Source organism: Flavimobilis soli, assembly GCF_002564025.1.
In the GTDB taxonomy this organism is placed as follows: domain Bacteria; phylum Actinomycetota; class Actinomycetes; order Actinomycetales; family Cellulomonadaceae; genus Flavimobilis; species Flavimobilis soli.
In genome coordinates this window covers 469,783-493,294 of record NZ_PDJH01000001.1, presented here as the reverse complement: position 1 = coordinate 493,294, position 23,512 = coordinate 469,783, and the positions used below count along the sequence as shown (strand labels likewise).

Here is a 23,512-nt window from a genome sequence, read left to right as displayed (position 1 = left end):
TGTGGACCATGCCGACGCACGCACCCCAGCCCCGGGCCGGAGGTGGCGCGTGGGCAGCAGGCACCCCCAGGGCGTCGTCGTCGCGAGCCTGAGCGCCACGCCCGTCGTCGTCGCACCCAGCTGGGTCGTCGGCGCCGCCGTCGTCGCCTTCCTGTACGCGCCGACCGCCCGTGCCAACCTCGCGCTCCTGCCGAGCCTCGCCGCCGACACCGGTTCCCTCTCGCGCCTCGTGGTCGTCGTGTGCGCGGCGATGGTCGTCGTGCTGTTCGGCTCCGTCCTGCTCCACGAGCTCGCGCACGCCTGGACGGCGCGTCGCAGCGGCCACCGCGTCGACGTCGTCGTCCTGTCCGTCTGGGGCGGGCACACCTCCTTCGAGGCGCGTGACGCGACGCCGCGCAGCCACCTCGTCGTCGCGGCGTCCGGACCTGCGACCAACCTCGTCCTCGCGGGTGCGCTGTGGCTCGGCTACCTCGCGCTCGACGGCCCCGTGACGGGGGTCCCGCACCTCGTCACGCTCCTGCTGCTGTACTCGGGCGCGTGGGCGAACCTCCTCGTCGGGGCGTTCAACCTGCTGCCCTCGCTGCCGCTCGACGGCGGCATGATCCTCGAGTCCGCGGTGTGGTGGGCGACAGGGCGCCGCCATGCCGGCACCCGCGTCGCTGCGTTCCTCGGTCGCGCGCTCGCGATCGTCGTCGTCCTCCAGCTCGTCCTGCGGCCCTTCGTCGAGGGCCGCGGCGGCCCCGACCCCGTCCTCGCGATCCTGGCCGTCATCATCGCGATGACCCTGTGGCGCGGGGCCGACGCCGGGGTCGCCTCCGCCCAGCGTGCGGAGCGCGTCCTCCGCCTGCGCGCCTCCGACTTCGTGCGGCCCGCAGTCGCCGCACCCGTCTCGGCGACGGTCGCGGCCGCGCTCGCGGTGGTCGAGCGCGAGGAGGTCGACGGCGTCGTGCTCGTCGATCCGGCGGGCCGTGCGGTCGCCTACGCGACGGGGGAGGCGCTGCGCGCCGTCCCCGCCGAGCTCCACGACCTCGAGGCGCTGACGGCGGCCACGACGCTCGCGCCCGCGCCGACGGTCGACGTCGCGCTCGAGGGCGCGGAGCTCTTCGCAGCGGTCCGCGCCGCGAGCGTCGCGCCCGTCATGGTCGCGACGCGCGGTCGTGTCGTCGTCGGCACCGTCCACGTGCCCGACGTCGTCGCGGCGCTCGAGCGGCGCTGAGCCCGCGCGGGCCAGCAGGGCCGCGCACGACCTAGACTTGCCCCTCGTGACCCAGAGCCAGCCCGCTGCGCCGAGCAGCCCCACGCCCGCCCCCGACACGTCGGCCGACGCCGCCGCGCGCGACGACGCTCCGCCCGCGGTCAGGGCGCTCGTCCGCCCGACGTCCGAGCCTCGACCCGAGGCGACCGGCGCCGCCGTACGACGCGGCCCGTTCCGCGTCGGCGAGCGCGTCCAGCTCACGGACCCGAAGGGCAAGCTCCACACGATCGCGCTCCAGGAGAACGCGACCTTCCACACGCACCGCGGCTACTTCCGCCACGACGACATCATCGGCCAGCCCGAGGGTTGCGTCGTGCGGACCACCTCCGGCATCGAGTACCTCGCGCTGCGCCCCCTGCTGAGCGACTACACCCTCTCCATGCCGCGCGGCGCCGCCGTCGTGTACCCGAAGGACGCGGGCCAGATCGTCGCGATGGCCGACATCTTCCCGGGCGCGCGCGTGATCGAGGCGGGCGTCGGCTCCGGCGCCCTCACGCTGTCGCTGCTGCGCGCCGTCGGTGACTCCGGCTCGGTCCACTCGATCGAGCGGCGCGAGGACTTCGCCGCGATCGCCCGCGGCAACGTCGAGTCGTTCTTCGGCGGTCCGCACCCCGCGTGGTCGCTCAGCTGCGGCGACCTCGCGGACGTCCTGCCCCAGGTGACCGAGCCCGGCACGGTCGACCGCATCGTGCTCGACATGCTCGCCCCGTGGGAGAACCTCGACGTCACGGCGACGGCGCTCACGCCGGGCGGTGTCCTCGTCTGCTACGTCGCGACGACGACCCAGCTGTCCCGGCTCGCCGAGGACCTGCGCGACCACGGCGGCTTCGCCGAGCCCGAGGCCTGGGAGACCATGGTGCGCGGCTGGCACCTCGAGGGTCTCGCCGTCCGTCCGAACCACCGCATGGTCGGCCACACCGGCTTCCTCCTCACCGCGCGCCGCATGGCCGACGGCGTCGAGGCTCCCGTGCGCCGCCGTCGCCCGTCGAAGGGCAACTACCCGACGACCGAGGAGTGGACGCCCGAGGACCTCGGCGAGCGCACCGTCTCCGACAAGAAGGTGCGACGCGTCCGCCGGGATGTGGGACAGGCCGCGAACCCCGAGGCGTAGACGCGTAGGGTCGAGGTGACGAAGGTCGAGCGCGGCCGTCCGGCCGCGCCGTGACGAGGAGGCGACCATGAGCCACGACGCGAGCCACGGACCGTCCGACCCGCACGGCGACGCGAGCGCCGAGGACCCGCGTCTGACCATGCTCGCTGCGCGCAACGAGCGCCTCGTGGAGGCGCTCACCGCGGCGCGGAACCAGATCGTCACGCTGCGCGACCAGCTCGACGACCTCGCGCGCCCACCGGGCGGCTACGCGACGTTCCTCGCGGCGCGCGACGACACGACGGTCGACGTCCTGTACTCGGGCCGCAAGATGCACCTCGCGGTCAGCCCGACCGTGGCCGTGGCGAAGCTGCGGCCGGGCCAGGAGCTGCGGCTCAACGAGGCGATGGTCGTCATCGAGGCGGGCGGGTACGAGCCCGTCGGGGAGACGGTCACCGTCAAGGAGCAGCTCGACGAGGAGCGCGTCCTCGTCGTCGGCCGCTCCGACGACGAGCGGGTCGTGCGGCTCGCGGGCTCCCTCGACGGGACGCGCGTGCGCGTCGGCGACCTCCTCGTGGCCGACTCGCGCAGCGGCTTCGTCTACGAGGTCGTACCGCGCAGCGAGGTCTCCGAGCTCGTGCTCGAGGAGGTCCCCGACATCGCGTACGAGGACATCGGTGGTCTGGGCCCGCAGATCGAGCAGATCCGCGACGCGATCGAGCTGCCCTTCAACCACGCCGACCTCTTCCGCGAGCACGGCCTGCGCCCGCCGAAGGGTGTGCTGCTGTACGGCCCGCCCGGCTGCGGCAAGACGCTCATCGCGAAGGCGGTCGCGAGCTCGCTCGCCCGCATGGTCGCGGCGCGCGACGGGTCGAGCTCACAGATGCGCAGCTTCTTCCTCAACATCAAGGGTCCCGAGCTGCTCAACAAGTACGTCGGCGAGACGGAGCGGCACATCCGCTCGATCTTCGCGCGGGCCCGCGAGAAGGCGTCCGACGGTACGCCCGTCGTCGTGTTCTTCGACGAGATGGAGTCGCTGTTCCGCACGCGCGGCACTGGCCTGTCCTCCGACGTCGAGACGACGATCGTGCCGCAGCTCCTCGCGGAGATCGACGGCGTCGAGCGCCTCGACAACGTCATCGTCATCGGTGCGTCGAACCGCGAGGACATGATCGACCCCGCGATCCTGCGGCCCGGCCGCCTCGACGTGAAGATCAAGATCGAGCGGCCCGACGCCGAGGGTGCGCGCGAGATCTTCGCGAAGTACCTCACGCCCGACCTGCCGGTCCACGCGGACGACCTCGCCGAGCACGGCGGCGACGCGACCGCGGCGGTCGACGCGATGATCCAGCGCACGGTCGAGCGCATGTACTCCGAGGACGACTCGAACCGCTTCCTCGAGGTCACCTACGCGAGCGGCGACAAGGAGGTGCTGTTCTTCAAGGACTTCGCCTCCGGCGCGATGATCCAGAACGTCGTCGACCGCGCGAAGAAGCACGCGATCAAGGACTTCCTGTCGACCGGCGCCCGCGGCCTGCGCGTCGACCACCTGCTGCAGGCGTGTGCCGAGGAGTTCAAGGAGAACGAGGACCTGCCCAACACGACGAACCCGGACGACTGGGCGCGCATCTCCGGCAAGAAGGGCGAGCGCATCGTCTTCATCCGGACGATCGTCCAGGACGTCAAGCAGGGGAGCAGCGCGAGCCGCACGATCGACACGGTCGGCTCGACAGGTCAGTACCTGTAGCGGCGCGGCTAGGCTGGCGCCGTGACAGTGCGGCGTGTGATGGGCATCGAGACGGAGTACGGCGTCGTGACGCCGGGCAACCCGAGGGCGAACGCGATGCTCATGTCGTCGCAGGTCGTCAACGCGTACCGGGCGCTGTCGGCGCAGCGCCGGCCGGCGCGCTGGGACTACGGCGACGAGGACCCGCTCGCGGACGCACGTGGCTTCCGCCTCGACCGGGCCGCCGCGCACCCGTCCCTGCTCACGGACGACCCGTCGCGTCCCGCCCCGAGCGGACCCGCGTACCCGGACCCGGACGCCGGCGACGCGGCCGTGCAGTCGGTCCCGGTCGAGCGCCCGAGCGTGCCGGAGTACGACGACCCGAGCGCGGCGAACGTCATCCTCACGAACGGGGCGCGCCTGTACGTCGACCACGCGCACCCCGAGTACTCGTCGCCCGAGGTCATGTCGCCGCACGACGGCGTCGTGTGGGACGTCGCGGGTGAGCGCGTCGTGCGCGCCGCGGCGCGCGAGCTCGCCAAGGTCGGTGTCGACGTCGTGCTCTACAAGAACAACGTCGACGGCAAGGGTGCGAGCTACGGCACGCACGAGAACTACCTCGTCGACCGTGCCGTGCCGTTCTCGACGATCACGGACCTGCTCACGAGCTTTCTCGTGACGCGCCAGGTGTTCAGCGGCTCGGGCCGCGTCGGCCTCGGCCAGACGGGGCAGGAGGCGGGGTTCCAGCTCTCCCAGCGCGCGGACTACATGGAGGCCGAGGTCGGCCTCGAGACGACGCTGCGGCGCCCGATCGTCAACACGCGCGACGAGCCGCACGCCGACCGCGCCCGCTGGCGACGTCTGCACCTGATCATCGGTGACGCCAACCTCCTCGAGACGGCGACCTACCTCAAGCTCGGCACGACGAGCCTCATGCTGTTCGTCCTCGAGAACCTCGAGCGTCTCCCGGGGGCCGCAGCCCGCCTCGACGCGCTGCGGCTCGCGGACCCGGTGCCCGACGTCGCGACCGTGAGCCGCGACCTCGACCTCGCCGTCCCGCTGCTTCTCGCCTCGGGCGAGCGCCGCACCGCGCTCGAGATCCAGACGGAGCTGCTCGCGGTCGCCCGTGACGCGTGCCGGGCCCTCGGCTCGGCCGACGCGGAGACAGTCGACGTCCTCGACCGCTGGGAGGACGTCCTCGCGCGGCTCGGCCGTTCGACCTCCGAGTGTGCGCGCGACGTCGAGTGGGTCGCGAAGCTCCGGCTCCTCGAGCGCATGCGCGAGCGCGAGAACCTCGCGTGGGACCACCCGCGGCTCGCGGCGTTCGACCTGCAGTGGAGCGACGTGCGTCCCGAGCGCGGCGTGTACCAGCGGCTGCTCGCGGCGGGCGCCGTCGACAGGGTGACGGCCGACGAGACCGTCGAGCGCGCCGTCGTGCACGCACCCCTCGACACCCGCGCGTACTTCCGTGGCGGCGTCATGGAGCACTACGCCGACTCGGTCAACGCCGCGAGCTGGGACGCGGTCGTCCTCGACGTGCCGGGCGCTGCCTCGCTCCAGCGCGTGTCGATGCTCGACCCGCACCGCGGCACCGCGGCGCACGTCGGCCCGCTGTTCGCGGCGCACGCCCACGACGTCGTCGGATTCCTCGCCGAGCTGACCTCCTGACCGCTGCCCGGTCGCGCCTCACTGCCGCGTCCGCGATGGGGTTAGATGGAGTGGAGCACCTGGACGAAGGAGGAGTCATGGCCGGTCAGGAACGTGTCAACCAGTCCCACGACGACGCAGCCCCGGAGAACGAGCCGGCCCCGCCCGCAGCGCCCGCGGCGCAGTCGCGCGACGCGGAGGTGGACGCCCTCCTCGACGAGATCGACGACGTCCTCGAGACGAACGCCGAGTCCTTCGTCCGCGGGTTCGTCCAGAAGGGCGGCGAGTGATCCGCCGATGAGCGCTGACGCAACGGGAGGACTGCCGGCGTCCTTCATGCGGCCGGGCTCGTCGTCGTTCGTCGACTTCCTCGCCGACCACGCCCCGCACCTGCTGCCCGGGTCGCGGCAGGGCGGCGTCCCGCACGACGCCGGCGTGCCGCACGCGACGACGATCGTCGCGCTGCGCTTCGACGGCGGCGTCGTCATGGCGGGCGACCGCCGCGCGACCGCGGGCTCGCACATCGCGAGCCGCGACATCGAGAAGGTCTTCCCCGCGGACGAGCTGTCCGCGGTCGGGATCGCCGGCACGGCCGGCCTCGCGGTCGAGCTCGTACGGCTCTTCCAGCTCGAGCTCGAGCACTACGAGAAGATCGAGGGGACGCTCCTGTCCCTCGACGGGAAGGCGAACCGCCTCGCGACGATGATCCGCGGCAACCTCGGCCTCGCGATGCAGGGTCTCGTCGTCGTGCCGCTGTTCGCGGGCTACGACGCCGACCGCGGCACGGGTCGGATCTTCTCGTACGACGTCACGGGCGGCCGCTACGAGGAGCAGGACTTCCACGCCGTCGGCTCGGGCGCGATGTTCGCGCGGGGCTCGCTCAAGAAGGAGTGGCGGCGGGGCCTCGGGCGTGACGCCGCCGTCCGCGCCGCCGTGGGCGCGCTGTTCGACGCCGCCGACGACGACTCGGCGACCGGCGGTCCTGACTCGCTGCGCGACATCTGGCCGGTCGTCGCGGTCGTGACCGCGGCCGGCTACGAACGCGTCACCGACGCGGAGCTCGAGGCCGCGACGACCGCGATCGTCGCGGACCGCCGCGCCCGACGGACGGAGATGCAGCCATGACGATGCCGTTCTACGTGTCGCCCGAGCAGCTCATGAAGGACCGGGCGGACTTCGCGCGCAAGGGCATCGCGCGCGGTCGCAGCGTCGTCGTCCTCGGGTACGACGACGGCATCGCGTTCGCGACGGAGAACCCGTCGCGCGCGCTGCACAAGATCTCGGAGATCTACGACCGCATCGCGTTCGCCGCGGTCGGCAAGTACAACGAGTTCGAGAACCTGCGCGTCGCCGGAGTCCGCTACGCGGACCTGCGCGGCTACTCGTACGACCGCAGCGACGTCCAGGCGCGCGGCCTCGCGAACGCCTACGCCCAGACGCTCGGCACCGTCTTCACGACCGAGTCCAAGCCGCTCGAGGTCGAGATCGTCGTCGCCGAGGTCGGGGAGTCGTCCGCGACCGACCAGATCTACCGCCTGTCCTACGACGGGTCTGTGACCGACGAGCACGACCACGTCGTCATGGGCGGGGACGCCGAGGAGCTCGGCGCAGCCGTCGCTGACGGCTGGCGCCCGGGCATGACCCTCGCCGAGGTGACGTGGCTGGCGGCGGCCGTCCTCGCGAAGGGCGACGACCGCGACCAGGTCGCGGCGGCCCAGCTCGAGGTCGCCGTGCTCGACCGGCGCCGACCGCGTCGCGCCTTCCGGCGGATCCTCGCGAGCGAGCTCGCGACGCTCATCGAGGGAGACGCACGATGACCGACGCGACCAGCACCCGCCGCATCTTCGGCCTCGAGACCGAGTATGGCGTCACGTGCGCGACGACGGGCGACGACCGCCTGAGCGCCGACGAGGTCGCCCGTCACCTGTTCCGCAAGGTCGTTGCGTGGGGGCGCTCCTCGAACGTGTTCCTCACGAACGGCTCCCGCCTCTACCTCGACGTCGGCTCGCACCCCGAGTATGCGACCGCGGAGTGCGACGACCTGCGCCAGCTCGTCACGTACGACCGCGGTGGCGAGCGCATCCTCGAGGGTCTCGTCGAGGACGCGCAGCAGCGTCTGGCCGACGAGGGCGGCTCGGGCACGATCCACCTGTTCAAGAACAACACCGACTCCGCGGGCAACTCGTACGGCTGCCACGAGAACTACCTCGTGCGGCGCAAGGGCGACTTCGCGAAGCTCTCGGACCTGCTCGTCCCGTTCCTCATCACGCGGCAGGTGCTCACGGGAGCCGGCAAGATCCACAACACGCCGCAGGGCGCGCAGTTCTGCCTGTCCCAGCGCGCCGAGCACATTTGGGAGGCGGTCTCGAGCGCGACGACCAGGTCGCGCCCGATCATCAACACGCGCGACGAGCCGCACGCGGACGCCGAGCAGTTCCGTCGACTGCACGTGATCGTCGGTGACTCGTCGATGTCGGAGACGACGACGATGCTCAAGGTCGGCGCGACGGACCTCGTGCTGCGGCTGATCGAGTCAGGGGCCCGGCTGCGCGACCTCGCTCTCGACAACCCGATCAGGTCGATCCGCGAGATCAGTGCGGACGTGTCCGGGCGCGCGCCGGTCGAGCTCGCGAGCGGTCGCGTCGTCACCGCGATCGACCTGCAGGAGGAGTACCTCGAGAAGGTTGTCGCCCACCTCGACGAGAACGGAGCGTCCGCGACCGACCGCAAGGTCGTCGACCTGTGGACGCGCGGCCTCGCAGCGCTGCGCGACGGCGACATGACGCCCGTCGAGCGCGAGCTCGACTGGGTCATCAAGCACAAGCTGATCGAACGGTACCGCGCGAAGCACGGGCTGAGCCTCGGCGACCCGCGCGTCGCGCGGCTCGACCTCGCGTACCACGACATCTCCCGCACCGAGGGGCTCTACAACCTCCTCGCCGAGCGCGGGCTCGTCGAGCGCGTGACGACCGACGCCGAGATCCTCGAGTCGACGTCGGTCCCGCCGCAGACGACGCGTGCGAAGCTGCGCGGCGACTTCGTCAAGGCCGCCCAGGAGGCGCGCCGTGACTACACGGTGGACTGGGTCCACCTCAAGCTCAACGACCAGGCGCAGAAGACCGTGCTGTGCAAGGACCCGTTCGTGAACGTCGACGAGCGGGTCGAGCGTCTGATCGAGTCCATGTGAGGAGTTCTGTGTTCGTTCCGCGTGCCCTGCGCCGCGCCTGCTCCACCGTCGTCGTCGCCTCGCTCGCCGCAGCGTCCCTCGTCGCGTGCTCGTCGCTCGAGGAACCCGACCGCACCGTGACGGTCTCGGGGGCGTTCGGCGGCGTCCCCCAGCTCGAGTACACGAAGCCGCTCGTCGTGACCGAGCCGTACGTCGAGGTCGTGTGGGAGGGCGAAGGCCCGAAGGCGGTCGAGGGGTCGACCGTCCTGCTGAACCTCTTCGGGCAGGACGGCCGGGACGGCACGCAGATCGTCGACACGTACGACGAGCTGCCGCGCGTCCACGAGGTGACGGTCGACTCGCTCGGGGGACGCCTGCACGACGCGCTCCTGGGCCACGAGGCGGGCGCCCGCGTGCTCGTCGTCGAGGAGGTGGACGAGACCCCTGTCGTCCTCGTCGCGGACCTCATCGCCGGCCGCGCGGTCGGGGACGATGTCGACGTGCCCGAGGGGCTCCCGTCCGTCGCTCTCGACGACGACGGCACCCCGACGGTCACGCTCCCGGACTCGGGCCCGCCCGAGCAGCTCGTCGTGCAGCCGCTCGTCAAGGGCGTCGGCGACCAGGTGAAGCCCGGTCAGACGGTCATCGTGCAGTACAGCGCGGTGGCCTGGTCGTCGGGCGAGGTCATCGACTCGACGTGGCCGGAGGGAAGGGCGCCGTTCACGACGATCGTCGGCGACTCGCGCCCCGTCGCGGCGTGGGACGAGGGGCTCATCGAGCAGACGGTCGGCTCCCAGGTGCTCGTCGTCGCGCCGCCCGCATGGGCGTACGGCGGCACGGACTCCGCGTGGGCCGAGGAGACGGTCGTGTTCGTCGTCGACATCCTGTACGCCGGTACGCTTGCGGCGCCCGGGGACACCGGGGAGCAGGGGAGCGACGAGGGGACCGACGGCGACGAGCCGTCGTCCGAGGACGAGTGAGGGAACAGCTTCGATGAGCGTGTCGATCAGGGTCATCCCGTGCCTGGACGTGGACCAGGGCCGCGTGGTCAAGGGCGTGAACTTCGAGAACCTGCGCGACGCGGGCGACCCCGTCGAGCTCGCCCGGCGCTACGACGCGGAGGGCGCCGACGAGATCACGTTCCTCGACGTCTCCGCGTCGTCGGGCAACCGCGAGACGACGTACGACGTCGTGCGCCGCACGGCCGAGCAGGTGTTCGTCCCGCTCACGGTCGGCGGCGGGGTGCGCAGCACGGACGACGTCGACCGCCTCCTGCGGGCCGGCGCCGACAAGGTCGGCGTCAACACCGCGGCGATCGCGCGCCCCGAGCTCATCAGCGAGATCGCGGCGCGCTTCGGCTCGCAGGTCCTCGTCATCTCGGTCGACGCGCGCCGCTGCCAGGACGGCACGCGCACCGAGTCGGGCTACGAGGTCACGACCCACGGCGGCCGCCGCGGCACCGGTATCGACGCGGTCGAGTGGGCGACGCGTGCTGCGGAGCTCGGCGCGGGCGAGGTGCTCCTCAACTCGATGGACGCCGACGGCACCACCGCGGGCTTCGACCTCGACATGCTGCGCGACGTCCGCAGGACGGTCTCCGTGCCGCTCATCGCGAGCGGCGGCGCCGGAGAGCCCGCGCACTTCACGCAGGCCGCCCAGGCGGGTGCCGACGCGGTGCTCGCGGCGAGCGTCTTCCACTTCGGCACCCTGACGATCGGTCAGGTCAAGGACGACATGCGGGCGGCGGGCATCCCGGTCCGCTGACGGACGTCAGGGGAGCGGGCAGCGCGCGGCGATCGCCGCGACGTCGTCCGCGTCGCCCTCGACCGTGACGCGCGTGCGCGCGCCCCGGCGGAACGCGTGCAGCACGAGGTCGCCGAGCTCGCCGCGCACGACGACCGTGCCGTAGCCCTCGCGCGGTCGGTGCACGACGGCGCGCGGCCCGTCGTCGCGCACGTACACCAGGCCCGCGGGCACGCGAAGCAGCATCATCGGCGCCGCGCGGCGCAGCGCCTGCCAGATCGTGTCCGCGTGGTCGGGCGACAGCGCGCGGCTCGGCGGCAACGGTCCCGGCTCGGGCGCGCCGGGCTGGGCGAGCGAGCCGTCCTGGGCGAGCGCCCCGGCGCGCCGGACGTCCTCGCCGTGCACGAAGAACTCGAGCAGGTTGACCGAGTCGCCGGCGAAGCTCCACGGGCTCCACGCGGCGGGCGCCTGCGCGAACTCGTCGATCGTCGCGGCGTACTCCTCGGGGTCGAGGCACCGCTCGACCGCGGCCTCGAACGCCTCGGAACCGACCCGGCCGACCGGCCCCGGCACCGCCCTGAGATGGCTGAGCGCCGCGGACTCGCGGTGCAGGAGGTGGACCGCGAGATGGCGGGACCGCCATCCCTCGCACAGCGTGGGCGCGTCCGGGCCGACGGAGAGCAGGAGTGCGGCCAAGGTCTCGCGTTCGTGCTGGTGCCAGGTCATACGTTCATCGTGGCACGGCTCGTGACACGATGACGTTCGTCGGGTCGTCATCGAGGGGAGCGTCTGCATGCGTCGTCCGCACGCCCTGCCGGGCTCCCGGGCACGGCAGTCGATCGTGCTCATGGCGCGCGGCATCCGCGACGAGTGGCGCACCTACGTGCTCGCGATCGGCATCTCCGCGATCGGCGGCGCGCTGACGGTCGCAGTCTCCGTCGTGCTCGGCCGCGCGACCGACTCCGTCGTGGTGCCCGCGCTGTCGGGAGCCGACGTCACGCCGGGCGACGTGTGGCGTGCGGGGGCCGCGATCGCCGCAGCCGCGCTCGCGCTGGCGCTCTCCGTCGCCGGGCGGCGCATCTTCGCGGGGATCGGCTACGCGAAGCTCGGAGCCAACCATCGCCGTGCAGTGACGCACCGTTTCCTCGAGCTCCCCGTGTCGTGGCACCGTTCACAGCCGACCGGCCAGCTCCTCGCGCACGCAAGCTCGGACGCGGAAGCCGCGACGGGCGTGTTCAACCCCCTGCCGTTCGCGCTTGGCGTCGCGGTCATGCTCGTCGTCGCGACGGTCCAGCTGTTCGCCGTCGACGCGTACCTCGCGGTCGCCGCCCTGGTCGTGCTGCCGCTCGTGCTGGCGGTCAACGTCGTCTTCCAGCGGCGCATGACGCCGGCCGTCACGGCTGCGCAGCAGCTGCGCGGCGCTGTGTCCGACACCGCGCACGAGAGCTTCGAGGCCGGCCTCCTCGTCAAGGCTCTCGGCACCGCCGAGCGTGAGGAGCGCCGGTTCGACGCCGTCGCGCAGGAGCTGCGTGCCGCGAACGTGCGCGCGGGTCGTGTGCGCGCCTACTTCGACCCGCTGATCGAGCTGCTGCCGTCCCTCGGCACGCTCCTCGTCCTCGGGGTCGGCGCGTGGCGTGCGAGCACGGGTGCCGTCGGCACGGGCGAGATCGTCGCGGCGGCGTACCTGCTGACGATGCTCGCGGTCCCTGTCCGTGCGTTCGGCTGGGTGCTTGGCGAGCTGCCCCGCGCTCTCGTCGGGTACGAGCGCATCAGCCGCGTGATCGACGCGGACGGCGACCTCGTGCCCGGGACCGGCGCCCTGCCTCCCCGAGACAGCCTGGGCGTCGCCGTCGACCTCGACGGCGTGAGCGTCGTCGTACCGACGGGCCGCGGGCCGGTGAAGCTCCTCAGCGACGTGAGCCTGCACGTCGACCCCGGCACGGTCGTCGCCGTCGTCGGGCCGACCGGCGCCGGCAAGACGACGCTCGTCTCGCTCCTCGCACGTCTCTTCGACCCGACGGACGGGACGGTCCGCCTCGACGGCGTCGACGCGCGGGACCTGAGCACGGAGCAGCTCACGTCAGCGGTCGCCCTCGTCGGGCAGTCGACGTTCGTCTTCGAGGACACCGTCCGCGCGAACGTCACGCTCCAGGATGCCGACGACCCGTCCGCGCCGTCGGACGACGCCGTGTGGGCCGCCCTCGACCAGGCGCACGTCGGTGACGTCGTGCGCGCCCTGCCCGGCGGCCTCGACGCGCCGCTCGGCGAACGCGGCGCGAGCCTCTCCGGCGGGCAGCGCCAGCGGCTCGCCTTCGCCCGCGCCCTCGTACGCCGGCCGCGCCTGCTCGTGCTCGACGACGCGACGTCCGCGGTCGACCCGCGCGTCGAGGGCGACATCCTCGGCTCCCTCCGGGGCGCAGGATCTCGGGACGACCACCCCACGGTCGTCATGGTCGCCTACCGGATGTCGAGCGTCGCGCTCGCAGACGCCGTCGTGCACGTCGCGGGCGGCCGCGTGGTCGACACCGGCACGCACGCCGAGCTCATGCAGCGCGACCCGGGCTATGCGGCGCTCGCGACCGCGTACGAGGACGAGGCCGCACGTCGCGCTGACGAGCGCGAGGGGGAGGGATCGTGAGGGCCGGGGCACGCAGCGCGGAGCAGGGACCGACGACGGACGCGACCGGCAGGATCGCCGCAGCCAGCTCGCTCGGCGTCTGGGCCACTCTGCGCGCGGGCGTGCGCACGTCGCCCGAGATCGTCGACGGGATCGTCCTCACGCTCGTGCTCGCGGTCGTTGCGGCCGCCGGCCGCGTCGTCGTCCCGGTCGCGGTGCAGCAGGCGATCGACACGGGGTTCGGCGGCCCGGACGGCGTCGACGTCGGGCGCGTCGCCGCGCTAGTCCTCCTCGCCGCGGTCCTCCTCGTCGTCGCGGGCGCCTGCTCGACGATCGTCAACGTCCGCCTGTTCCGCAGCACCGAGGCGGGCCTCGCGTCCTTGCGCGTGCGTGCGTTCCGGCACGTCCACGACCTGTCCGTCCTCACGCAGAACACCGAGCGACGCGGCGCCCTCGTCTCGCGCGTCACGAGCGACGTCGACACGATCTCCCTGTTCGTGCAGTGGGGCGGCGTCATGCTGCTCGTCTCGACGCTCCAGGTGACCGCCGCGACCGTCCTCATGGCGCTGTACTCGTGGCAGCTCGCGATCGTCGTGTGGCTCTCCTTCCTGCCGCTCGCCCTCGTGATCGGGCCGGCGCAGCAGCGCGTGGGCAAGGCGTTCGCCGTCGTGCGCGAGCGCATGGGGGCGATGCTCGGCGCGATCTCGGAGTCCGTCGTCGGCGCCGAGACGATCCGCGCCTACGGCGCGTCGGACCGGACGCGCCGTCGCGTCGACGAGACCGTCGCGGGCCACCGGGACGCAGCGGTCCGCGCGCAGGTGCGCGTCGCGGCCGTGTTCGCGAGCGGCACGCTCGTCGCGAACCTCGTGCTCGCCGTCGTCGTGGTCGTCGGCACGTTCCTCGGGCTCGCGGGCGAGGTGACGCTCGGCAAGCTCCTCGCGTTCCTCTTCCTCGTCCAGCTCTTCACCGGTCCCGTGCAGATGGCGACCGAGGTGCTCAACGAGATGCAGAACGCGGTCGCCGGCTGGCGCCGCGTGCTCGCCGTCCTCGAGACGCCGCTCGACGTCGTCGACCCGTCCGACGGCGTCGAGAGCCCGCGCGGCCCCGCGACGGTCGAGCTGCGCGGCGTGGGCTACGCGTACCCCGGCGGTCCGCCGGTGCTCCGCGACGTCGACCTCGTCGTCCCTGCCCGCACGCGTGTCGCGGTCGTGGGCCGCACCGGCTCGGGGAAGACGACGCTCGCCCGGCTCGTGGCCCGTCTCATGGACCCGACCGAGGGTGAGGTCCTGCTCGACGGCGTCGATCTGCGGCGTCTGACGCTCGCGTCGCTGCGTGAGCGCGTCGTCATGGTGCCGCAGGAGGGGTTCCTGTTCGACGGGACGCTCGTCGAGAACATCGCGTACGGCCTGCGGGCCGGCGCGGAGGACGACGTCGTCACGCCTCAGGCGCGCGCAGCGGTCGAGGCAGCGGTCGCGGAGCTCGGGCTCACCGAGTGGGCCGAGGCCCGGCCGCAGGGCCTCGACTCGCCCGTCGGGCAGCGCGGCGAGTCGCTGTCGGCGGGGGAGCGGCAGCTCGTCGCGCTCGCGCGGGCGCACCTCGCAGGAGCTGACCTGCTCGTCCTCGACGAGGCGACGTCTGCTGTCGACCCGGTCGCCGAGGTGCGCATCGCGCGGGCGCTCGAGTCGCTGACCCAGGGACGGTCCACGATCACGATCGCCCACCGCCTGTCGACCGCGGAGGCGAGCGACCTCGTCGTCGTCGTCGACGAGGGGCGCGTCGTCGAGGTGGGGAAGCACGACGAGCTCGTGGCCGCGGACGGCGTGTACGCGCGCATGCACGCCGCCTGGATCGCGCAGACGCGGTGACGGTCGAGCGTGCGATGATCGGCCGGTGAACGACTCGACCCCTGACCCCGCGCCCGTCCTCGACCCGGCGATCGCCGCCCGGCTCAAGCGCGACCAGGCCGGCCTCGTGGCCGCGATCGTGCAGCAGCACGACACGCATGAGGTCCTCATGCTCGGCTGGATGGACGACGAGGCGCTGCGCCGCACGCTCACCGAGGGGCGCGTGACGTTCTTCAGCCGTTCGCGGGACGAGTACTGGCGCAAGGGCGACACGTCGGGTCACGCGCAGTACGTGCGGTCGGTCGCGATCGACTGCGACGGCGACGCCCTGCTGGTCCAGGTCGAGCAGGTCGGCGCGGCCTGCCACACGGGCGAGCGCACGTGCTTCATCACCGGCGGCGACCTGGGAGCGGTCGTCGGAGAGGTCCCCGGGCAGGCCGGGGGAGCGAGCGAGGAGGAGACGCGATGACTGCGGCTGACGAGCGCACGGTGACGGGACCTGGCGAGGCCCTGCCCTGGGGCACGACGTGGCCGTCGGCGGAGGGCTTCTCCTGGCTCGCCGCGCAGCACCGTCGCGTCATCCCGGTCGTGCGCCGGCTCCTGGTCGACGACGTCACGCCCGTCGGGCTGTACCGCACGCTCGCAGGCAGCCGACCGGGGACGTTCATCATGGAGTCCGCCCCGCTCGACGGTGGCTGGTCGCGCTGGTCGTTCGTCGGCGTGCGCTCGCGCGCGACGCTGTCGGTGCTCGACGGCGCTGCGCGCTGGACGGGCGACGTGCCCGCGGGCGTGCCGACCGACGGTGACGTGCTCGAGGTCCTCGCGCGCACGCTCGACGTCCTCGCGACGCCGTCCTTCGACGGGCTGCCGCCCTTCACGGGCGGCCTCGCGGGCGCGCTCGGCTGGGACGTCGTGCGCCACTGGGAGCCCACCCTCCCGTCGTCCGCGCCGGACGAGCTCGACGTCCCCGAGGTCACGCTGTGCCTCGCGTCCGACGTCGCCGCGGTCGACCACCTGACCGGGTCGGTGTGGCTCATCGCGAACGCGATCAACTTCGATGCGACCGACGAGCGGGTCGACGAGGCGTACGCGGACGCCGTCGCACGGCTCGACGCGATGCAGCGCACCCTCGTCGAGGGGCGCGGGGCCGACGCGGCGAGCGTCGCCGTCACGCTCGGCGACGCGCCCGAGCCCGTGCTCGAGTTCCGCTCGGAGCGCACGGACTACGAGGCCGCGATCGAGGCAGGCAAGGAGGCGATCCGCGACGGCGAGGTGTTCCAGGTGGTGCTCTCGCAGCGCCTCGACCTGGACTGCCCTGCGTCGCCGCTCGACGTCTACCGGGCGCTGCGCACGATCAACCCGAGCCCGTACATGTACTACTTCCAGCTGCAGGACGCCGCGGGCGGCGACTTCGCGGTCGTCGGGTCGAGCCCCGAGACGCTCGTCAAGGTCGAGGACCGCCGCGTGGTGACGTTCCCGATCGCTGGCTCGCGCCCGCGCGGCGCGACGCCCGAGGAGGACGTCGCTCTCGCGGAGGAGCTCCTCGCGGACCCGAAGGAATGCGCCGAGCACCTCATGCTCGTCGACCTTTCCCGCAACGACCTCGTCAAGGTCTGCTCGCCGACGTCGGTCGAGGTCATCGAGTTCATGGCGGTCCGCAGGTTCAGCCACATCATGCACATCTGCTCGACCGTGGTCGGGCAGCTGCGGGCGGACGCGACCGCGGTCGACACGCTCAAGGCGACGTTCCCGGCGGGCACTCTGTCGGGTGCGCCGAAGCCGCGGGCGATCGCGCTGATCGACGAGCTCGAACCTGCGTCCCGCGGGATCTACGGCGGCTGTGTCGGGTACTTCGACTTCGCCGGCGACATGGACATGGCGATCGCGATCCGCACGGCGCTCCTGCGCGGCGGGAGAGCGAGCGTCCAGGCGGGCGCAGGCATCGTCGCGGACTCCGTCCCGGCGACCGAGTACGAGGAGACGCGCTCGAAGGCGGCTGCCGCTGTGCGCGCGATCCAGCTCGCCGCGCGCCTGGCGGACGCGGGCGCATGACCGTGCGCGGGCTATCACGCCGGGCGGCCGTGCTCACGTGCGTGCTGCTCGGCGGTGCCCTGCTCGGCACGGGGCTCCTGGGGTGGGTGCGTGCCGAGGGCACGAGCGCGCTCAGCGGCCGAGTGCCGGTCGAGGTCGTCGGGTCCGTCGCCGCTCCTGCGGTCACGGCTGCGGGCCTCGCGGTGCTCGCGGCAGGCGTCGCTGCGCTGCTCGTGGGGACGGGCGGCCGGTTCGTCGTCGCGGCGGCCCTCGGTGCGGCCGCGGTGGTCGTCGTCGCGACCTCGCTCGGCGTCGTCGGCGACCCCGCGGCTGTCGCCTCGTCCGAGGCAGCGCGCCTGACAGGCGTCCCCGTCCTGTCGGCCGAGGCCACGGTGACGTCCGCGCCCTGGCTCGCGACCGCGCTCGGGGCAGCGGCGTTCGTCGCCGCCCTCGCGCTGCTGCCCGGCGGAACCGGCTGGCAGCGACGCTCGGACCGTCACGAGCGGCCCGCGTCGCCCCGGACGGGCGACGCAGCGCCTGCGGACGACGTCGCTGCGCTCTGGGACGAGCAGTCGCGCGAGCGCGACGCCGGGTAGTGGGCGCGCCGCCGCCCTGACGAGGACCGTCGGCTAGGCTCTGATGTGCTGGGCGCACCGCGAGGGGCGGCCGTGACACAACGAGCGGTCCGCAGGGCCGCGTCTCGCGAAAGGGCATGCACGATGGCTGAACCGATCGAACCGACGCGGGAGACGATGTACCTCCCGCCGGCCGCTCCCAACCACAACCACGGCCACACGACCGCTGCGTGGACGACGACGATCGTCGTCCTGCTCGGGGTCGTCGTGGCTGCCGGCGCGGTCGTCGCCGCGCTCCCGTGGCTGTTCTGGGTCGGCATCGGCGTGGCTGCGCTCGGCGTCGTGCTCGGCAAGGTGCTCGCCGTGCTGGGCTACGGCCAGCCCGACCCCGCGGAGCGCTGACATGTCCGACAACCGACCGCCCTCGGACGACCCGTACGCCACCCCGTCGGGCAGCTCGCCCTCCGGCCCCGCGCCGACCCCCGGTTCCGCTCCCAGCAGCGCGAACGTCTCGCCCTACGGTGGCTACGAGCCGCCCGCGGGCCAGTCGCCGTACGGCGCGCCGCAGCAGCCGCAGCAGCAGCCGCCCTACGGGGCGCCGCAGCAGCCCTACGGCGCGCAGCCTCAGCAGCAGCCCTACGGCCAGCAGCCGTACGGCCAGCCCTACCCCGGGCAGACGTACCCGGCGTACGGCGAGGTGCCCGACCGTTCGGGCAACCAGCTCGGTGTCTGGTCGCTCGTGCTCGCGATCGTCACGTTCTTCACCGCGTGCTTCCCGGCGTCGATCGTCGGCATCGTCCTGGGTGCCAAGGGGCGTCGCGCGGCTGACGAGGGTCGCGCGGACAACCGCGGTCTCGCGACGACCGGCTGGGTCCTCAACATCGTCTTCACGATCCTCACCGTCCTCGGCATCATCGCCTTCTTCGTGCTCGTGGCCGCTCTCGGCGGCTGGGAGGCCTTCCAGGAAGGCTGGGAGACCGGCTGGGAGGCTGAGCTCGGCGCGAATGCCGTCTGACACCACCGACGCGCCGGGAGCAGAGGCTCCCGGCGCGTCCGTGCGTCCGGGGGCAGGCCGCGGCAGGCGCCTCGCGACACCGCTCGGACTCGGTGCCGCCGCGATCGTCGGGACGACGGTCCTCGCGACGCGGTCGCCGCACGTGCCCGGCTCCTACGGCATGTGCCCGCTCCTCGCGCTGACAGGCCTTCAGTGCGCCGCGTGCGGGGCGCTGCGCGCGACGCACGACCTCGCCCACGGCGATGTCGCGGGCGCCTGGTCTCTCAACCCCCTGTGGGTCGCCGCCGCCCCTGTCCTGGTCCTGCTCTGGATCGGCTGGGTCCGTCGGGCGTGGCGCGGGGACCGCGCGGGGAGGTTGCTCGGCTCGACCGCCCTCCCGGTCGTGACCGGCGCGGTGCTCGTCGTCTACTCCGTCCTGCGCAACGTCGTGCCGGGGCTCGCCGCCACCTGACGCGCCGTTGCGCCCGCTCCGGGGCGCAGATGCTTCCCGCCAGTCGGACGGTGGTCAAGGGCCCTTCGGGACCCGCCTACGATGGGACGGTCATCACACGATGGTCAGACGTCGGGGGAGGGGTGGACCAGATGCCCGCACAGGAGCGCACCGTGCTCGAGGACATCGTCGCTGGGGTCTGTGAGGACCTGGCGGTGCGTCAGGCGCAGACCAGCCTCGACGACCTCAAGGAGCGTGCCTCGCGCATGCCAGGCGCGATCGACTGCGTCCCGCGCCTGCGCCTCGAGGACTCCGTCTCTGTCATCAGCGAGGTCAAGCGCTCGAGCCCGTCCAAGGGCGAGCTTGCGTCGATCTCCGACCCCGCGGCCCTCGCCGCGGAGTACGAGGCGGGCGGCGCCTCGGCGATCTCCGTGCTCACCGAGCAGCGCCGGTTCAAGGGCACCCTCGAGGACCTCGCCGCCGTGCGCGCCCGCGTCGACGTCCCGGTCCTGCGCAAGGACTTCGTCGTCACCCCGTACCAGGTCTGGGAGGCCCGGGCCTACGGCGCCGACATGGTGCTCCTGATCGTCGCTGCGCTCGAGCAGACGGTCCTCGAGTCGCTCGTCGAGCGCGTCCACTCGCTCGGCATGACCGCGCTCGTCGAGGTCCACACGGTCGACGAGGTCGCGAGGGCCGTCGACGCGGGCGCCCGCGTCATCGGCGTCAACGCCCGCAACCTCAAGACGCTCGACGTCGACCGGACGACCTTCGCCCGTCTCGCGCCGGCGGTCCCCGACGGGATCGTCCGGGTGGCGGAGTCCGGCGTCCGCGGTCCGCACGACGTGATGGACTACGCGAGGTCCGGAGCGGACGCCGTCCTGGTGGGCGAGGCGCTCGTGACGGACTCGTCGCCCCGCTCGTCGGTCGCGGCGCTCGTCGCGGCGGGCGCGCACCCGTCGCTGCGGGCGGTACGCCACTGATCCCTGGCGCTGACAGCGCCAGACCAACCCGCGAGAGCGGGACCAGAGCGCGGCCCGCCGCGCCATGCACGTGAGGAGAACGCCGTGGAGAAGTCCCTGCAGAGCCTGCCTGGCCCCTATTTCGGGGAGTTCGGCGGCCGCTGGGTCCCCGAGGCGTTGATCGCGGCCCTCGACGAGCTCGACCTCGCGTACACGCAGGCGAAGGCCGACCCCGCGTTCGCTGCGGAGCTGGCTGAGCTGCACCGCTCCTACTCGGGGCGGCCGAGCATCATCACCGAGGTGCCGCGCTTCGCCGAGCACGCGGGCGGCCAGCGCGTGATCCTCAAGCGCGAGGACCTCAACCACACGGGCTCCCACAAGATCAACAACGTCCTCGGTCAGGCGCTCCTGACCAAGCGCATCGGCAAGAAGCGCGTCATCGCCGAGACGGGCGCGGGCCAGCACGGCGTCGCCACGGCGACCGCGGCCGCGCTCTTCGACCTCGACTGCGTCGTCTACATGGGCGAGGAGGACACGCGACGGCAGGCGCTCAACGTCGCGCGCATGCGGCTCCTCGGCGCCGAGGTCATCCCCGTCTCGACAGGCTCGGCGACGCTCAAGGACGCGATCAACGAGGCGCTGCGCGACTGGGTGACGAACGTCGACTCGACCAACTACATCTTCGGCACCGCCGCAGGCCCTCACCCGTTCCCCGCGATGGTCCGGGACTTCCAGCGGATCATCTCGGTCGAGGCACGCCAGCAGGTGCTCGACCTCACCGGCAGCCTCCCCGACGTCGTCACGGCGTGCGTCGGCGGTGGGTCGAACGCGATCGGCATGTTCGACGCGTTCCTCGACGACGAGTCCGTGCGGCTGGTCGGCTTCGAGGCCGGGGGAGACGGGGTCGAGACGGGCCGGCACGCGTCCTCGATCACCGGCGGCGCGCCCGGCGTGCTGCACGGCGCCCGGTCCTTCCTGCTCCAGGACGAGGACGGTCAGACGCGCGAGAGCCACTCGATCTCGGCGGGCCTCGACTACCCGGGCGTCGGCCCGGAGCACTCCTACCTCGCGTCGATCGGTCGCGCCGAGTACCAGCCCGTCACCGACGCCGAGGCGATGGAGGCGCTGCGCCTGCTGTCGCGCACCGAGGGGATCATCCCCGCGATCGAGTCCGCGCACGCCCTCGCCGGGACGATGCGCATCGGCCGCGAGCTCGCGGCCGCGGGCAAGACCGACGCGACCCTCCTCGTGAGCCTCTCGGGCCGCGGCGACAAGGACGTCGGCACCGCCGCGCGCTGGTTCGACCTGCTCGACGAGGGCGCCGACCTGTCTGCCGAAGGAGGGGACGCGTGAGCGCCACCGCTGACCGCATCGACCAGCTCCGCGCCGAGGGCCGAGCCGCTCTCGTCGGGTACCTGCCCGTCGGCTTCCCGACCGTCGACGAGTCCGTCCGCGCCGTCCTCACGCTCGTGGACAACGGCGTCGACATCATCGAGCTCGGGCTGCCGTACTCGGACCCGGTCATGGACGGGGAGACCATCCAGCACGCCGTCACGAAGGCCCTGCTCGCGGGGGCCCGTGTGCGCGACCTGTTCCCGGTCGTCGAGGCTGCCGCGTCGCGGGGCGTCCCGGTGCTGTCGATGACGTACTTCAACCCGGTGATGCGCTACGGCGTCGAGGCGTTCGCGCGCGACCTCGCCGGCGCGGGCGGCGCCGGGCTCATCACGCCCGACCTCATCCCCGACGAGGCCGAGGAGTGGATCGCTGCAGCCGACGCCCACGACCTCGACAAGGTCTTCCTCGTCGCTCCCAGCTCGACCGACGAGCGTCTCGCCCTCACGGCGGCTGCGTCGCGCGGCTTCGTGTACGCGGCGTCGACCATGGGGGTCACGGGCGAGCGCGCGTCCCTCGGCGCGCACGCGGAAGAGCTCGTCGCCCGGACCCGCGCCGCCGGCGCGGAACGTGTCTGCGTCGGTCTCGGCGTGTCGCGCCCCGACCAGGCGGCCCAGGTCGCCCGGTACGCTGACGGGGTGATCGTCGGCTCGGCATTCGTGCGCCCGCTCCTCGGTGACGGCTCGTTCGACGAGCGTCTCGAGGCGATGGGTGCTGTCGCGCGCGGCCTCGCCGAGGGCGTCCGCACCGCCCGGACCGCAGGAGCAGGCGTCGACGCGCCGCCCGGGAGCCGCGTGTGAGCATCGCCCTGGCGTCCGTCGTCGCATCGATCCCGAGCCCGTCACAGTCGGTGTGGCACCTCGGGCCGTTCCCGCTGCGCGCGTACGCACTGGCGATCATCATCGGCATCTTCGTCGCGGTGGCGATCACCAACCGCCGTTGGGCAGAGCGCGGGGGCCACCCCGACGAGGTCTTCACGATCGTGTACTGGGCCGTCCCCTTCGGGATCGTCGGCGGTCGGCTCTACCACGTGGTCTCGTCCCCGGACGCGTACTTCGGCGCCGGGGGGGACCCGGTGTCGGCCCTGTACATCTGGCAGGGCGGGCTCGGCATCTGGGGGGCCATCGCCCTCGGCGCGGTCGGCGCGTGGATCGGCGCACGCCGTGAGCGCGTCAGCTTCTCCGCCTTCGCGGACGCCGTCGCCCCCGGGCTCCTGGTCGCGCAGGCGATCGGTCGTCTGGGCAACTGGTTCAACCAGGAGCTCTTCGGCTCGCCGACGACGCTCCCGTGGGGGCTCGAGATCAACCCGGCCGTCGCCGCGCGCGTCGGTGACTTCCCGGTCGGCACGCTCTTCCACCCGACCTTCCTCTACGAGTTCTTGTGGAACCTCGCCGCGGCAGCGCTGCTGGTCGTCGTGGACCGCCGCAGGAAGCTCGGTCACGGGCGTGCCTTCTGGGGCTACGTCGCGCTCTACACGCTCGGACGCGTGTGGATCGAGTCTCTGCGCATCGACGACGCGCAGCTCGTCCTGGGCCTGCGCCTCAACGTGTGGACGTCGATCCTTCTCCTCGTCGTGGCTGTCGCCGCGTTCATCCTGCTCGGGCGAGCCCGTCCGGGCCGTCCGGAGACCGTCTACCTCGACCCCCAGGACTCTCGTCGCAACGGTGCGGCAGGGGCGTCGGCGGTCGACGACGGCACGGACGCACCTTCGGGCCCCGCGGCCCCCACCGATCTCACGGCCGACCTGGCCGTGCCCGGCGTCGAGGACGCCGACGACGACACCGACGCCGCACGAGGCGTCGTCCCCGGTGAGGCGGAGGACGTCATCCCGACCTCCGCCCTGACCGGACGCCGTGACGCCGCCGAGGCGCACGACACGAGCGCGCGCCGCGCGCAGCGCGAGGACAACGCGGGGGCCGACACAGGTCTTCCGTGACCTGTCTCGTCAGCGACGCCCCCCGACCGACCCGCGCCAAGGCGTGGAGCCGGTGCTCTCGTACCGTCAAGGGCGAGTAATATTGG

General features: G+C 73.0%; 23 protein-coding genes. 22 read left to right on the top strand and 1 reads right to left on the bottom strand.

The window, feature by feature from the left end:
- The first annotated feature begins 49 nt into the window (after positions 1-49).
- The 10 genes from ATL41_RS02235 (at position 50) to hisF (ending at position 10,648) form a co-directional block, all read left to right on the top strand.
- On the top strand, positions 50-1,216 hold the full coding sequence (locus tag ATL41_RS02235; protein ID WP_098457012.1) for a site-2 protease family protein: 1,167 nt from the start codon (positions 50-52) through the stop codon (positions 1,214-1,216).
- Positions 1,217-1,262: 46 nt separating this feature from the next.
- Positions 1,263-2,366: a tRNA (adenine-N1)-methyltransferase gene (locus ATL41_RS02230; protein ID WP_098457011.1), complete on the top strand. Its 1,104-nt coding sequence runs from the start codon at positions 1,263-1,265 to the stop codon at positions 2,364-2,366.
- Positions 2,367-2,505: 139 nt separating this feature from the next.
- Positions 2,506-4,092 carry a proteasome ATPase gene (gene arc / locus ATL41_RS02225; protein WP_245854864.1) on the top strand — a complete coding sequence of 529 codons (1,587 nt, stop codon included), beginning with the start codon at positions 2,506-2,508 and terminating at the stop codon, positions 4,090-4,092.
- A 39-nt stretch (positions 4,093-4,131) separates the two neighbouring features.
- Positions 4,132-5,739 (top strand): depupylase/deamidase Dop, encoded by a 1,608-nt coding sequence (dop, locus tag ATL41_RS02220; RefSeq protein WP_098457009.1) that lies wholly within the window; start codon positions 4,132-4,134, stop codon positions 5,737-5,739.
- 77 nt (positions 5,740-5,816) lie between these two features.
- Entirely contained in the window at positions 5,817-6,008 is a 192-nt protein-coding gene (locus ATL41_RS02215; RefSeq protein WP_098457008.1) for a ubiquitin-like protein Pup, read from the top strand.
- Positions 6,009-6,015: 7 nt separating this feature from the next.
- A complete protein-coding gene (gene prcB, locus ATL41_RS02210; RefSeq protein ID WP_098457007.1) occupies positions 6,016-6,843 on the top strand; it encodes a proteasome subunit beta in 828 nt (275 codons plus the stop codon).
- Positions 6,840-7,535 carry a proteasome subunit alpha gene (gene prcA, locus ATL41_RS02205; RefSeq protein WP_098457006.1) on the top strand — a complete coding sequence of 232 codons (696 nt, stop codon included), beginning with the start codon at positions 6,840-6,842 and terminating at the stop codon, positions 7,533-7,535. The genes prcB and prcA overlap by 4 nt, the downstream gene beginning before the upstream one ends.
- A complete protein-coding gene (gene pafA / locus ATL41_RS02200; protein WP_098457005.1) occupies positions 7,532-8,905 on the top strand; it encodes a Pup--protein ligase in 1,374 nt (457 codons plus the stop codon). The genes prcA and pafA overlap by 4 nt, the downstream gene beginning before the upstream one ends.
- A gap of 8 nt (positions 8,906-8,913) precedes the next feature.
- A complete protein-coding gene (locus tag ATL41_RS02195) occupies positions 8,914-9,864 on the top strand; it encodes an FKBP-type peptidyl-prolyl cis-trans isomerase (RefSeq protein WP_098457004.1) in 951 nt (316 codons plus the stop codon).
- A 13-nt stretch (positions 9,865-9,877) separates the two neighbouring features.
- Entirely contained in the window at positions 9,878-10,648 is a 771-nt protein-coding gene (gene hisF, locus ATL41_RS02190; protein WP_098457003.1) for an imidazole glycerol phosphate synthase subunit HisF, read from the top strand.
- 6 nt (positions 10,649-10,654) lie between these two features.
- Here the strand turns inward: hisF and ATL41_RS02185 are convergent, their stop codons facing one another.
- Positions 10,655-11,353 carry a TIGR03085 family metal-binding protein gene (locus tag ATL41_RS02185; RefSeq protein WP_169924479.1) on the bottom strand — a complete coding sequence of 233 codons (699 nt, stop codon included), beginning with the start codon at positions 11,351-11,353 and terminating at the stop codon, positions 10,655-10,657.
- A 67-nt stretch (positions 11,354-11,420) separates the two neighbouring features.
- Between ATL41_RS02185 and ATL41_RS02180 the strand changes: the two genes are divergently transcribed.
- The 12 genes from ATL41_RS02180 to lgt all read left to right on the top strand — a co-directional run bounded on the left by ATL41_RS02180 (position 11,421) and on the right by lgt (position 23,426).
- The gene (locus tag ATL41_RS02180; RefSeq protein WP_245854574.1) at positions 11,421-13,265 is read left to right on the top strand and encodes an ABC transporter ATP-binding protein; all 1,845 of its coding nucleotides are present in this window, start codon (positions 11,421-11,423) and stop codon (positions 13,263-13,265) included.
- Positions 13,262-15,109, top strand: a complete 1,848-nt coding sequence (locus ATL41_RS02175; protein ID WP_098457002.1) for an ABC transporter ATP-binding protein — start codon at positions 13,262-13,264, stop codon at positions 15,107-15,109. Before ATL41_RS02180 ends, ATL41_RS02175 begins: the two co-directional genes overlap by 4 nt.
- 25 nt (positions 15,110-15,134) lie before the next feature.
- A complete protein-coding gene (hisI, locus tag ATL41_RS02170) occupies positions 15,135-15,557 on the top strand; it encodes a phosphoribosyl-AMP cyclohydrolase (RefSeq protein WP_098457001.1) in 423 nt (140 codons plus the stop codon).
- Positions 15,554-17,140, top strand: coding sequence for an anthranilate synthase component I (locus ATL41_RS02165; RefSeq protein ID WP_098457000.1), 1,587 nt, complete (start codon positions 15,554-15,556; stop codon positions 17,138-17,140). The genes hisI and ATL41_RS02165 overlap by 4 nt, the downstream gene beginning before the upstream one ends.
- Complete coding sequence (locus ATL41_RS02160) at positions 17,137-17,715, top strand: Trp biosynthesis-associated membrane protein (protein WP_098456999.1); 579 nt, start codon at positions 17,137-17,139, stop codon at positions 17,713-17,715. Before ATL41_RS02165 ends, ATL41_RS02160 begins: the two co-directional genes overlap by 4 nt.
- Positions 17,716-17,838: 123 nt before the next feature.
- On the top strand, positions 17,839-18,096 hold the full coding sequence (locus ATL41_RS02155; protein WP_098456998.1) for an HGxxPAAW family protein: 258 nt from the start codon (positions 17,839-17,841) through the stop codon (positions 18,094-18,096).
- 1 nt (position 18,097) lies between these two features.
- Positions 18,098-18,709: a DUF4190 domain-containing protein gene (locus ATL41_RS02150; RefSeq protein WP_098456997.1), complete on the top strand. Its 612-nt coding sequence runs from the start codon at positions 18,098-18,100 to the stop codon at positions 18,707-18,709.
- Positions 18,699-19,160 (top strand): DUF2752 domain-containing protein, encoded by a 462-nt coding sequence (locus ATL41_RS02145; RefSeq protein WP_098456996.1) that lies wholly within the window; start codon positions 18,699-18,701, stop codon positions 19,158-19,160. Before ATL41_RS02150 ends, ATL41_RS02145 begins: the two co-directional genes overlap by 11 nt.
- Before the next feature lie 131 nt (positions 19,161-19,291).
- On the top strand, positions 19,292-20,119 hold the full coding sequence (trpC, locus tag ATL41_RS13265) for an indole-3-glycerol phosphate synthase TrpC (RefSeq protein ID WP_098458876.1): 828 nt from the start codon (positions 19,292-19,294) through the stop codon (positions 20,117-20,119).
- An 84-nt stretch (positions 20,120-20,203) separates the two neighbouring features.
- Entirely contained in the window at positions 20,204-21,451 is a 1,248-nt protein-coding gene (gene trpB / locus ATL41_RS13260; protein ID WP_098456995.1) for a tryptophan synthase subunit beta, read from the top strand.
- Positions 21,448-22,290, top strand: coding sequence for a tryptophan synthase subunit alpha (gene trpA / locus ATL41_RS02130; protein ID WP_098456994.1), 843 nt, complete (start codon positions 21,448-21,450; stop codon positions 22,288-22,290). The genes trpB and trpA overlap by 4 nt, the downstream gene beginning before the upstream one ends.
- Positions 22,287-23,426 (top strand): prolipoprotein diacylglyceryl transferase, encoded by a 1,140-nt coding sequence (gene lgt / locus ATL41_RS02125; protein WP_342744404.1) that lies wholly within the window; start codon positions 22,287-22,289, stop codon positions 23,424-23,426. Before trpA ends, lgt begins: the two co-directional genes overlap by 4 nt.
- Positions 23,427-23,512: the final 86 nt, after the last annotated feature.